Consider the following 12,640-nt stretch of genomic DNA (forward strand, 5'->3'; position numbering starts at 1 on the left):
AGCAAAGTGATGATGAAATTGAGACGTTTTTATTTCATACTAATGGCCTCTTTTGGGCTCGCTGCATGCGATAACTATTTGGATGTGGTGCCCGACAATGTGGCGACCATTGACAATGCATTTTCCATGCGGAGTACGGCCGAAAAGTACCTTTTTACCTGTTATCGGTATCTCCCACCCCATGGAAACGCAACGAACAACCCGGCATTCACGGCTGGCGATGAGTTTTGGTTTTATACACCCTTCATTGGGTTTACTGCACCGGGGTGGCAGATTGCCCGGGGCAACCAGGGAGTGGTAACACCCATTCTGAATTACTGGGACGGGGTAACGCAACCCTTTAACGGAATACGCGATTGCAACATTCTGATGGAAAATATGCATCGGGTGCCAGACATGGAAGAAGTCGAGAAGCGGCGTTGGGTGGCCGAAGCCAAATTCTTAAAAGCCTATTACCATTTCTGGTTGCTCCGAATGTACGGACCTATCCCGCTGGTCCGGGAGAATCTCCCCGTTTCGGCAGGCGTGGAAGAGGTAAAGGTGCGGCGCGAACCGGTAGACGATTGCGTGACCTACATCGTTCAGCTACTGGATGAAGCCGCTGCGGATCTGCCCAACTCGATTGAAGACGAACAGAATGAACTTGGAAGGATTACGCGCACCATTGCGCTGTCTACCAAGGCGTTGGTGTTGGCGACTGGTGCAAGTCCGCTGTTTAACGGGAATGGGGAGTATGGAGGCTATAAAAATGTAGATGGTCAGTTGCTGTTCAACACCGAATATTCGGCGGAAAAGTGGCGAATGGCGGCTGAGGCCTGCCGTGAAGCGATCGAGCTGTGCCATGAGGTGGGCCTTTCCCTGCACAGGTTTTCGGAAGGAATCGGCCAATTTGAGCTGTCGCCTGAAACCGTTACCCAAATGAGTATCCGGGAGGCGGTCACGGAACGGTGGAATTCCGAGATCATCTGGGGAAATACCAACAGTACTGCTGTGGCGCTGCAACGGGAGGCAACACCACCGTTGGATCCGGCTAACTTATCAAACCAGAATACCAAGGGTAACCTGGCGCCACCGATCAAAATTGCCGAACAGTTCTATTCCATCCATGGCGTGCCGATCAATGAGGATAAAACGTATGACTATGCGGGCCGCTATGAGCTTCGGGAAGCTACCGGAGCGGACAAATACCGGTTGCAGGAAGGGTATACAACGGCGGGACTCCACTTCGACCGGGAACCTCGATTCTACGCATCACTGGCATTCGATGGAGCGCTATGGTACGGACAGGGGAAGCGCGATGACGACGATCAGTGGACGGTGCGCTCCAAATTGGGGCAACCGCAACAAAAAATATCGAGTAATCGGTATTCCATTACGGGGTATTGGCCAAAAAAATTGGTCAATTACCAGAATACCATTGGTACGGGAAGCACGTATACCATCCGGTACTACCCGTTTCCCGTAATGCGACTGGCCGATCTTTATTTGCTCTATGCGGAGTGCCTGAACGAGCTCAGCGGACCGGGGGATGACGTTTACGAATACCTCGATCGAGTGCGGGAACGGGCGGGGTTGCCACCTGTTTTGGAAGCGTGGCACCAGTATGCCCGTGAACCGGATAAACCCACCAGCCAGGACGGACTGCGGAGCATCATCCAGCAGGAGCGGTTGAATGAACTGGCTTTTGAAGGACACCGGTTCTGGGACTTAAGGCGGTGGAAGCGAGCACATATTGAATTGAATAACCCCATAACGGGTTGGGACATCGATCAGGATGCTCCTGAAAATTATTACCGCGTGCGAACGCTATTCAACCAAAGTTTTCAGATGCGCGATTATTTCTGGCCGATCAGTGAATCCAGTCTGATCCGAAACAGAGAACTGGTGCAAAGCCCTGGTTGGTGAGGATTGAGATAGATTAACCAATCTGAATATAAGTAAGAATGAGTATGAAGAAACTATTCATAAAGTATCGAACAATATTGCTGGCTTTGCTGGTTTGCCTACAGACCTGTGAGGAAGAAACCCACCAGCCCATTGGCAGCGATAAGAGCAAGCCGCGTGGCATTACCCACGCGACGGTTGAGAATCTGCCCGGGGGAGCGCGTATTCGTTATGACGTTCCGAACGACCAAAGTTTGCTGTACGTGAAGGCCTTATACGAGATTCGGCCCGGTGTTGGACAAGAGGCAAAATCTTCTTTTTATACCAACAGCGTCGAAGTGAACGGTTTTGGCCGTGCGGGGACCTATCCCGTGACACTTATAGCCGTTGGCCGGAACGGTGAAGAGTCACAACCCTTCGAAGTGGAGGTGGAACCGACCACCCCACCGGTGGAACAAGCATTTACCACCTTGGATATTCAGGAAAACTGGGGGGGCGCTACCGTATATATGGAGAACCAATACGAGGCGGAATTGACAGTGGAAGTCGTTACGCCTGATAGTTTTGGGAACCTTGCCATTGCGGAGACCTTTTACACAAAGATGAAAAATGCCCGGATGCCCGTACGCGGTTTCGACCCGGAACCACGGACATTTGGTGTGGTTCTGAAAGACCACTGGGGCAACCGGTCGGATACGGTGTTTAAGGAGGTTACGCCGTGGTTTGAAGAGTTCATTCCCAAGCCCTTTGCCAAAGTTGACCTGCCTACCGACTACTCCGCGGCCCACAATAATGGAACCGCAGTGCTGGAGCGGATATGGGATGACAGCCAAAGTGAAAATGATTTCGTCACGGTGCCGGGGCATGGGTTGCCGCAGTGGTTTACCTTTGACCTAAAAGCGACCGTCCAGCTGTCTCGGCTCGTCTTGTTCAAGCGGCTGTCTGCAAATTTCCTCTATAACTCGGGTGCCGTAAAGCGATGGGAAATCTATGGGTCAAATAATCCCAATCCGGATGGCAGTTTTGACGACAGTTGGGTATTGCTTGGCGAATGCGAATCCATCAAGCCTTCCGGGCTGCCAGCGGGCGAGAATACCGAGGAAGATAGGGCGTATGCAGCGGCTGGAGAAGAGTTTCTCTTTCCGGAGGATGTACCTCCGGTGCGCTACCTGCGGTGGAAAACGCTGGAAAATTGGGGAAATGTGAGCCACGTCAACATCACGGAAATCGATGTGTATGGACAGATTCAATAAAAAGATGACGATGAACATGAAACGAACAATACAGTTTGTCTGGACCGGGCTGGCTCTGGTCGCAGCGATGGCGTTATCCTGTGGCAAAATGGACGAAACCTACCGTGAATTCCTGAAAGACGGCGAGTACTTCTATCCCGGCAAGGCGGATTCGCTTCGCGCACACCCAGGTGATGGGAGAATCCAGCTTTCATGGCTCCGCGCTGCCGATCCCAATGTTACCACAGCCGTCATCTATTGGAATAACCGCCAGGACTCAGCGGCGATGTCCTTGGGCAATGAAGCCGGTTCAGATACCGTACGCGTGATCATTGATAACCTGGAAGAAAAGTCATATACCTTTGAAGTCTATACCAAGGACGGAGAAGGCAACACATCGGTCCGGTCAGAAGTGCTGGGTGAAGTGTATGGGGATGTATACCGGGAGTCGTTGTTGCACCGGGCCATCCAGGAGATTTCTTTCGCCCGTGAAGACGGAAGTTTAATCATCACCTGGACACCAGCCGAAGAAACGGCAGTACGGGATTCGATTACTTATACGCTTACGAATGGGGACATACGGGTTCAGGCGGTTCCTGTGGATGAGGACATGACGCGGTTGGCCGACTATGCACCCCACAGCACATTTGGCTACCGAAGTTACTTTCTGCCGGATTCGCTGGCCATTGATACCTTTGCTACCGCCCGGTTGGAAGTGGAGATAGATCCAGGTATTTTTATACCCGAGGCAGAGATCTTGGATAAATCGAAGTTCGCACTCGTCATGTTGCCAACGGATACGTACGAGCCGAACGCGGCAAATTCGGGTGTGGCGAATATCTGGGATGGCGTGTATAACAAAGAGAATGGCACCTTTATATCCAAGGTAGGAACCCCGATGCCGCAATGGTTTACGTTTGATCTCGGTGCCGTGAGCAGACTTACCGAAATGCAGATCAACCAGCGGGGGCTCAATGCGACCCGCCTGTATGACGGGGGGAACGTAAAGAAAGCCGAAATCTGGGGCTCGGTCGAACCCAATCCGGATGGCAGCTGGGACGATAGTTGGGTGTTGCTGGCCACGTTTGAATCCGTGAAGCCATCTGGATCCGATGCCACCACGGCGGAAGATATCGCCTATGCATTGGCCGGCGAAAAAGTCCCTTTCCCGGACGACGCCCCCGCCGTTCGTTATATCCGGTTCAAAACGTTGGAAAACTGGGATAAACAAGGCCGGGGTTTTACAAACATTGCACAACTTACTTTTTGGGGTATAACCAGTAATCGATAATTAAAATGAACATGTATATCATAGAAAAATTGCTTAGGACACCGAAAAGGGGTATGGTTGTACTGTTGTTCTTTTCAATCGGCGCGCAGCTGGCTTTTGCGCAGCCGGGTAACGGCGATGTATTTGGTAAGAAGTATATCAAAAAGCTGATTCCCAAAGTGGTTGATTGGCAATTGAATAACCCTAGGCACGATCCAAAGGACTGGACGAATGGTGCCTTCTACGCTGGCGTTTTTGCGGCTTGGGAGACCACAAAATCCAAGGCAATTTATCAGGCATTGCTGGATACAGGAAATGCCCAACAATGGCAACCTCATAAACGTTGGTATCATGCCGACGACGTGGCTATCTCCCAAACCTACATTGATGTATACCGGAAGGAAAAGCGGCCGGAAATGATTCAACCTACCCGTGATACGTTGAATCTATTCGTTTCCCGGCCGTATCCCGACCGGGGTGGGGTTGAGGTTATCAAATGGTGGTGGTGCGATGCGTTGTTCATGGGGCCTCCGGCATTGGTGAAACTGGGTATGGCCACCAAGGATAGACAATACCTCGATGCAAGTGACACGTATTTTCGGGAAACCTACGATTTACTATATAATCGGGACGAGCGATTGTTTGCCCGTGATTTGAACTTTGTCATCAAGGCCGATGGATCGGGACGGAAGGAAGCGAATGGACAGCGGATATTCTGGTCACGTGGAAATGGTTGGGTGATGGGAGGCTTGGTGCGTATCCTCCAAGAATTACCGATGGATTATCCGGAGCGCCCGTTCTATGAGACTCTTTTCAAAGAAATGGCCGATCGGGTCGCTCGTTTACAGCCCCAAGATGGGTTGTGGCGTGCAAGCCTGCTGGATCCCGAAGCGTATCCGGGGGGCGAAGTAAGCGGATCGGGCTTTTTCTGTTATGCACTTGCCTGGGGCATTAACAACGACCTGTTGGATAAGCAAACCTATTTACCCGTTGTGGAAAAAACCTGGAAGGCACTCACGGCCTGTGTCAGTGAAGAAGGCCGGGTGGGTTGGGTGCAACCCATTGGCGGAAGTCCGCAGAAAAACTTCGGGCCGGATAGCTGGGAGGTATATGGAACAGGCGCATTTCTGCTGGCCGCAAGCGAGGTTATTAAGTTGAAACGATAGCCGGAAGATCGTCCGGAACAAAAGAAAAACAGTACACACAAAAAAATAGCTAATTTACAAACATATGAAACGAATACGCACTTTTATTCGAGTAGGACTATTGTTGCTTTTTTCCACGGTGTCTGCGCAGGCACAGTTGCTCAATAACACAAAGATAGACGGCTACCGTGGCATTTGGTTCGAGCTCGGGCAAAAGTCAGCATATGGCGATAAATACTCGGGTGGACTGGGCACGTATACCGCCAAACACATTCCCTTGGCGATTTACGCACCCAAAGCAAAAAAGACGTTTTTTGTATACGGTGGAACTACTCGTAAAGATCAACGATACCTGCTCTGTATGATTGGTGAATATGACCATCGAAAGGGGACGGTTTCCAAACCCACTGTGGTTTATGATAAGCTGGGCGTAAACGATCCGCACGACAATCCCAGCATCGCCTTAGACGACGACGGGTACGTCTGGGTGTTTGTGAGCGGTAGGGGACGCGGGCGTCCCGGATTTAAATACCGGAGCAAGCAGCCTTATAGTGTCGAAGCCTTCGACCAGGTTTCTCAGGAAGAGATGACCTATCCGCAACCCAAATACTTACCGGGCAAAGGATTCCTGCATTTATTCACCAAATACACGGGTGTACGGGAACTTTATTTCGAGACGAGCGTTGACGGGGTCAATTGGTCGGAAGATCAGAAACTGGTGGGGATGCGTCGCGACGGTGATAAGCATGGCGGGCATTACCAGATCAGCGGACAATATGGAGATAAAGTGGGTTTTTTTTGCAATTGGCACCCCAATGGGAACGTCGATCAGCGAACCAATTTGTATTACCTCCAGACTACGGATTTCGGTAAAACTTGGACGACCGTGGATGGAGCACCTTTGGAATTGCCCGTGGCCAACGTAAATTCGCCAGCACTGGTGAAGGAATATTTCAGCGAAGGTAAAAACGTATACGTGAAGGATGTCGGTTTTGATACCAAGGGTAACCCCATTGCTCTTTATTTGGTAAGCGGGGGCCATGCGCCCGGGCCGGCAAACAGTCCGCGGGAATGGTATGTCATGCATTGGAATGGAAAGGCGTGGGAAAACCATCGGGTTGCGTCGTCCGATCACAATTACGACATGGGAAGCCTGTTTATCAAGGGCCGGAAGTGGACGGTCATTGCGCCACTTGAGAATATGCCTCAGCCCTGGGGAGGAGGTGGCGAAATTGTGGCGTACGAAAGCAACGACCAGGGTAAGACTTGGCGCGCCCGGCAGATTACGCGGCACAGCGCCCGGAATCACAATTATGTCCGCCGTGTGGCAAACGGGCGTGACCCATTCCTGTATTTTTGGGCGGATGGCAATCCGGATGCATTCAGCCAGTCCGAGCTGTATTTTGGCGACCGCAAAGGGAACGTCTGGAAACTGCCTTATGACATGCAAGCGGAACAGAAAGCTCCGGTGAAAGTTCCGTTACGGGAACGCTCAGATCGGTCGGCCGGCGATTCGATAGCAGCCATGATAAAACGGGTGGCCGATTGGCAGCTGGATAGTATCCGTACAAACGGATGGCGACATCCACAGCGCGATTGGACCAATGGCGCGTTATACGCCGGATTGCTGGCCGCGGCGGAAGCAACGGGTAACCAAGCATATTATACGTTCATGAAAGAAGAAGTGGGCGATCGGTTCGACTGGAAATTGGAAGAAGGTCGTCGCCGTTTCCATGCCGATTTTTACTGCGTGGGTCAGCTGTATACCCGTCTATACGAAAAGTACGGAGATCCTCGTATGATTGCTGATTTACGCGTGCTAGCGGATACGCTATTGGCGCGCCCGCACACCGAGTCGCTCGAATGGAAAAACCATATCGGTCTCCGCGAATGGGCTTGGTGTGACGCGTTGTTTATGGGGCCACCGCCTTTGGCCATGCTGGCTCGGGTAACCGGAAACCAAGCATATCTCGATCTGGTCGACAAATTGTGGTGGAAGACCACCGATTACCTGTACGATCCGAATGAGCACCTGTATTTCCGGGACGGGTCATTTCTTGAAACGCGGGAGCGTAATGGCGCAAAAATATTCTGGTCGCGGGGCAATGGCTGGGTAATGGGCGGATTAGTGCGCGTTCTGGAGAATATGCCAGCTGATTACCCCACGCGGGATCGTTGGATTACGCTATACAAGGATATGGCATCCCGGATCACGGCCCTTCAACAGCCTGATGGGAGTTGGCGTGCCAGCTTGTTGGATCCGGCCAGCTATCCCATCAAGGAAACCAGTGGTACAGGCTTCTTTGCCTATGCACTAGCCTGGGGCATTAACCAAGGAATATTAGATGCCAAGGTGTATGCACCTGCTGTGTGGAAAGCTTGGGACGCATTGGTAACTAGTGTGCATCCAAGTGGTAAACTGGGTTACGTACAGCCCATTGGCGCGGCTCCAAACGCGGTTTCTCCCGACCAAACCGAAGTATACGGCGTGGGGGCGTTCTTGCTATGTGGCCGTGAAATGCTGAAAATGGTGGCCGCCGATTGATGGAAAGCCCTGCATATATCGCTGCGCTATTGGCTGCCACACCGCTATTGTTGGCGATGGTTTTACTCGTCGGCTTTAAAGTGGCAGCCAAATACGCCATGCCCATTGTTTTTCTGCTAACGGCTATAATTGCTAACGGGTATTGGGGTATGGATACCCGCCATTTGGTGGCTTCGGTCATTGAAGGGCTGTTTGTGGCGGGAGACATCACGTATATCGTGTTCGGTGCGATCTTACTGCTCACGGTATTGAAATATTCGGGTGGATTGGCGCGCATACGGCATCAGTTTACCGCGCTTAGCTCAGATCGACGGGTTCAGATTATTATCGTTGTGTGGTTTTTTGGCTGTTTTATCGAGGGTGCATCGGGTTTCGGAACACCCGCAGCCATCATAGCCCCGCTATTGGTGGCCATTGGATTTCCGCCGCTATCCGCCGTCGTCTTAGGACTGATGGTGCAGAGCACACCGGTCACGTTTGGTGCATTGGGGACTCCCATATTGATCGGGTTAAATAACGGCCTTACATCCGGTTTTGGAAATCCGGCAGAAAAGCAAACATTCCTGATGGCGGTAACCCGCGAAGTCGGTATCATCCATGCGATGATCGGTACTTTTATGCCCTGGCTGATGATTGCGGTTTGCGTTTTCGTGTTCGGCGAGCGTGCGGATCGCAAGAAAATTTGGACGGTAGCTCCATTTGCAATTTTTTCGGGCTTAGCATTCACGCTGCCTTATCTGTTTACCGCCAGTTTCCTGGGGCCGGAGTTCCCATCGTTACTGGGATCGATGGCGGGGTTGGGGATTGTTATCTTTTTCGTACACCGCAAATGGCTGTTGCCAAAGGATCATTGGGATTTCAGACCGTCTGATGGCTGGCCTCCTTCATGGATTGGGACCTTGGCAGCGCAGCCTGCGGGCCAAGAAAAAAAGGTCGGTTTACTTTCTGCGTGGCTTCCTTATATCTTGGTTTCGTTGTTGTTGATAGTCACCCGAACGCCACTTTTACCCATCGGCAACTGGCTGAAAAGCGTCCAAATACAATGGCATGGCATTGGTGGAACTACTATTACTGCATCATCTGCACCACTTTACTTGCCGGCCACCTTGCTGGTGATCGCGGCGGTGAGTGCGATGCTGCTGCATCGGTTGCCCATGCGACGTTTCGGGGAAGCTGCCCGCGTATCGCTGTCTACGGCCCTGTCCGCCGGATTTGTGTTGCTTTTTACGATTCCGCTCGTGCGGATCTATATCAATTCAGGCCTCAATGAAACGGAATTGGAGAGCATGCCCGTAGTGCTTGCCAGTTGGGCAGCAGGAAAGCTGGGCACTATTTGGCCGATGATTGCACCGGCCCTTGGTGGATTGGGCGCTTTTATTGCGGGGAGCAATACGATCAGCAACTTGATGCTCGCGGAGTTTCAAAACAGTGTCGCAACTAAGCTTCAACTTGATAATGTGTTGGTGGTGTCGTTGCAAGCGGTGGGAGCGGCGGCCGGAAATATGATCGCAATCCATAATGTAGTGGCGGCTTCCACGGTTGTGGGAATGATGGGAAAGGAAGGGGCAGTGTTGCGTAAAACGATCCTGCCTACCCTCTATTATTTTATCGCCGCAGGTCTGATCGGGTCGCTGTTTATGAATTCTGGTTAAAAGCTTTTCGGAACCGAAGTCTTTTTTCTCGGATTTTTGAGTACGCATCAGCGGTCGGGCCGGCGGACACGGGATTCTGCCCAGTAATCAGCAAAAAAGGCACGGCTTCTGGCTTTGGCAATCCATAGCGACTCCGCGGTCAGGCAAGCGAAACCAAGCGTCCAAAGGACGGTTCAAGAGCCTTTGTGACGCTTGGTGGAAAAGGCAGGTCAACGACCGGCTTTCTTCGCGTGGATAAGATTCAACAGCTCCAAATCCTGGATTTGTTCCCTGTCAATCGTGTAGAGGATGGGGCCATCACCTTCGCCCTCGTAAACGGCGTTGATCAAACCGCAATGGTGCACGGGCGATTCAATGCGCACCAAGCATTTGCCACTACCCTTGATGTTCATGCCGTACACATTGTTAATTTTCCCGGGCAGCGATGGCTTTCCATATCCACCGCCACCCAGTAGGATGGCTTCATGCAAACCGTCCACCGCTTGAAACACCAACGAATTGATGAAAACGTGATGAATACCTGCCTGGTCCGTGGCGCGGATCGCTACGGCGCGGTAACGGTTGGAACAATGGATGTTGCTGATCTGTACCTGCTCGATGTCGTCTTCGGGCCCAAACCAGGTTGGAGCCGTGACCATGTAAGAGGTGATGTCTCCACTTGCTGCGGGCGATTCTGGTCCGCTGCCGAGGTTGGATAGCGCGATAAAATCATCGCCGGTATACCCCGAGATATTGTCAATACGGAAGTACTTGCAGCCTTGGCGCAAATTGATTCCGTCTTTATTGGCAACGCTCACCTTTCTGCCATCTATCTCCAATTCTTCCCGGTTGTCGATCCGGATCTGTGTCAGCTCGGCATGTAACGTACGCTCGAAGCTGACCGCCCAGCTGTGGGTATTCTCGATGGACACATTCGTTAAGGTGAATCCATCAACGTAGCCCATCAGGATCAGGATGTTGCGCCAGTCGCCTGTCTGCTTCCTGCCGGCTTTCCCGGCATCGCTGCCATAGCTGATCCGCCAATTGCCGTCTTTCTTGGCCTGCTCCGTGTCGAGTGTCAATTGGCGGAAGCTGTCGCCGGTCGATCGGGGGTTCAGCGCGCCCTGCAACCTTACTTCGCCCACGCCGATGATGCGGATGTTCCGGTTCCATGTCGGTTGCCTGATGCCCTCGCCCACGTTATCGCTGCGGAATAGGTTATCCCGGCTGTTATCGGAAAGCCGCAATGTGCAATTATCCAGAATGACGGTCATGTCGCTGGGCAGTAAGATGGCGCGATCGATCTCCCATAAATTCGTCCCATTGGCGTTGTCCGCGGGAATGATCACTTTTCCCGAGGTTCCTTTAGCGGCGTCGATTGCCGCCTGTATCCGCTCGGTATCGCTTCCCGTAAAATCGTTGGGTGTCGGCACCTTGGCCATTAGAAAAATGGGAATAACCCAGGCGATTAACAGAAACAGATGTTGTTTATTCATATCCATTATTTTGTGTTAGCTTCGGATTTAAACTCCGTTCTCTGAACGGTATGGGCAAAAGAACCTTATAGGGGTCAACTTCATACGAGTCCACCTGATAACCGACTCCCTTTTCCTTATATGCGCTCATTACATCCACCATGTTCCCAGTTCTTAACAGATCGAACCAACGATGGCCTTCAAAGCAGAGTTCTACCCGGCGCTCCTGTTGGATCGCATCGCGCAGCGCTGCTTGGCCCAAGCCGGACAGCCCATCAAGATCCGCACGACGGCGGACGTCATTCAATTCATCCATGGCGTCGGACCCCCTGCCTAGTTCATTCAGCGTTTCAGCGTAGAGCAGCTTTACGTCGGCATACCGTAAAACCGGCCAGTTGTTGTTTGCTTCGTAGTTTGCCGTGGGTTTATCGAGGAACTTGCGGGTATAATACACGCCGGTAGGCGAGTACTTCGCAATGGCGACCGGCTTGCGGGCATCGCCCTCCTCAAATGCGTCCCAGAGATCTTGTGTACCTTCGTTCACCTGCGCGGGGTTACCCCCCGAGGTAATCTCCGTTCCCGATCCGAAAGGTGCAAACAGAATCGAGAAGTTTGAGCCCTCCGCATTGCCATTGCTATGGTATTGTATTGAAAACAGCATTTCCTCGTTGTTCTTATTTGACGCGAGGAATAGCGCTTCGTAGTCATCCAAAAGCTTATAATGACCATCTCCAATCAATTCGGCCAATACGGGTAACGCTTCTTCAAACGAATGCTGCGTGACGTAAACGGTTCCCAACAGACCTTGGGCGGCTCCTTTGGTAGCCCTACCATCGTTTTCTACTTGTCCCACGGACGGTAATATCGCAATTGCATCTGTTAAATCCAGCTCAATTTGATCATAAACTACCTGTGCCGATTCGCGAAGGTATCCGTACGCCTCCGCTTCGGTTTTGATTTCGTTGACCACCAAGGGAACGTCGCCGAAAAAGCGAACGAGGTTAAAATACATCAATGCCCGTATAAACTTGGCTTCTGCAATAAAGCGGGCCTTCACGTTTTCATCCATGGCTATGGCATTTATCCGGGCCAGGATGGTATTGGCCTGTCCGATTACCCGGTATGAATTGAGCCAAAGGTTCTGTATGTTGGTATTATTGTCCAGCCAGGTCATCTGGTCAAGAGACAACAGCCCCAGGGTATAGTCGTTCGCTTGTGTATTGTCAGACGGTAGCTCGGCCAACGTGTGGAAGTCGTTGTATACCGGGCGGAGGCTTGCATAGAGGCCATTTACCGCTGCCTGAAAATCACTTTGCGTGTTGTAATATTGATCCTGGCCCACAATCGTGGGATATTTTAAGTCGACAAAATCCGTGCAGCTAACCATTGATAAGGTAGTCCAACAGCAGGCTATTGCAGCGACAACGCGTATTTTTTTCATGATTCTTCTCCTTGACG

8 protein-coding genes are annotated in these 12,640 nt (G+C 51.7%); 6 read left to right on the forward strand and 2 right to left on the reverse strand.

What is annotated here, in order from left to right; translation table 11 throughout:
* Positions 1-9 precede the first annotated feature (9 nt).
* The 6 genes from ACFQRK_RS09875 to ACFQRK_RS09900 all read left to right on the forward strand — a co-directional run bounded on the left by ACFQRK_RS09875 (position 10) and on the right by ACFQRK_RS09900 (position 9,728).
* Complete coding sequence (locus ACFQRK_RS09875) at positions 10-1,905, forward strand: RagB/SusD family nutrient uptake outer membrane protein (protein WP_379006056.1); 1,896 nt, start codon at positions 10-12, stop codon at positions 1,903-1,905.
* Between the two features lie 44 nt (positions 1,906-1,949).
* Positions 1,950-3,137 (forward strand): DUF5000 domain-containing lipoprotein, encoded by a 1,188-nt coding sequence (locus ACFQRK_RS09880; protein ID WP_379006058.1) that lies wholly within the window; start codon positions 1,950-1,952, stop codon positions 3,135-3,137.
* 16 nt (positions 3,138-3,153) lie between these two features.
* Positions 3,154-4,407: a DUF4998 domain-containing protein gene (locus ACFQRK_RS09885; protein ID WP_379006060.1), complete on the forward strand. Its 1,254-nt coding sequence runs from the start codon at positions 3,154-3,156 to the stop codon at positions 4,405-4,407.
* Positions 4,408-4,418: 11 nt separating this feature from the next.
* The gene (locus ACFQRK_RS09890) at positions 4,419-5,552 is read left to right on the forward strand and encodes a glycoside hydrolase family 105 protein (protein WP_379006062.1); all 1,134 of its coding nucleotides are present in this window, start codon (positions 4,419-4,421) and stop codon (positions 5,550-5,552) included.
* A 64-nt stretch (positions 5,553-5,616) separates the two neighbouring features.
* Entirely contained in the window at positions 5,617-8,076 is a 2,460-nt protein-coding gene (locus ACFQRK_RS09895) for a glycoside hydrolase family 88 protein (RefSeq protein WP_379006064.1), read from the forward strand.
* The gene (locus ACFQRK_RS09900) at positions 8,076-9,728 is read left to right on the forward strand and encodes an L-lactate permease (RefSeq protein ID WP_379006065.1); all 1,653 of its coding nucleotides are present in this window, start codon (positions 8,076-8,078) and stop codon (positions 9,726-9,728) included. Before ACFQRK_RS09895 ends, ACFQRK_RS09900 begins: the two co-directional genes overlap by 1 nt.
* Before the next feature lie 209 nt (positions 9,729-9,937).
* On the opposite strand, the gene ACFQRK_RS09905 is transcribed toward ACFQRK_RS09900, so the two are convergent.
* Together ACFQRK_RS09905 and ACFQRK_RS09910 are read right to left on the reverse strand one after the other, a co-directional pair.
* A complete protein-coding gene (locus ACFQRK_RS09905; protein WP_379006067.1) occupies positions 9,938-11,203 on the reverse strand; it encodes a glycosyl hydrolase family 28 protein in 1,266 nt (421 codons plus the stop codon).
* Positions 11,196-12,623: a RagB/SusD family nutrient uptake outer membrane protein gene (locus ACFQRK_RS09910; protein ID WP_379006070.1), complete on the reverse strand. Its 1,428-nt coding sequence runs from the start codon at positions 12,621-12,623 to the stop codon at positions 11,196-11,198. Before ACFQRK_RS09910 ends, ACFQRK_RS09905 begins: the two co-directional genes overlap by 8 nt.
* Positions 12,624-12,640 lie beyond the last annotated feature (17 nt).

This window comes from Parapedobacter sp. GCM10030251 (assembly GCF_042666505.1).
Lineage (GTDB): Bacteria > Bacteroidota > Bacteroidia > Sphingobacteriales > Sphingobacteriaceae > Parapedobacter.

Bases quoted from the DNA above. Each gene is read 5' to 3' on its own strand.
- ACFQRK_RS09900 (WP_379006065.1), top strand. From the start codon at position 8,076: ATGGAAAGCCCTGCATATATCGCTGCGCTATTGGCTGCCACACCGCTA.
- ACFQRK_RS09890 (WP_379006062.1), top strand. From the start codon at position 4,419: ATGTATATCATAGAAAAATTGCTTAGGACACCGAAAAGGGGTATGGTT.
- ACFQRK_RS09910 (WP_379006070.1), bottom strand. From the start codon at position 12,623: ATGAAAAAAATACGCGTTGTCGCTGCAATAGCCTGCTGTTGGACTACC.
- ACFQRK_RS09875 (WP_379006056.1), top strand. From the start codon at position 10: ATGATGAAATTGAGACGTTTTTATTTCATACTAATGGCCTCTTTTGGG.
- ACFQRK_RS09895 (WP_379006064.1), top strand. From the start codon at position 5,617: ATGAAACGAATACGCACTTTTATTCGAGTAGGACTATTGTTGCTTTTT.
- ACFQRK_RS09905 (WP_379006067.1), bottom strand. From the start codon at position 11,203: ATGAATAAACAACATCTGTTTCTGTTAATCGCCTGGGTTATTCCCATT.
- ACFQRK_RS09880 (WP_379006058.1), top strand. From the start codon at position 1,950: ATGAAGAAACTATTCATAAAGTATCGAACAATATTGCTGGCTTTGCTG.
- ACFQRK_RS09885 (WP_379006060.1), top strand. From the start codon at position 3,154: ATGAAACGAACAATACAGTTTGTCTGGACCGGGCTGGCTCTGGTCGCA.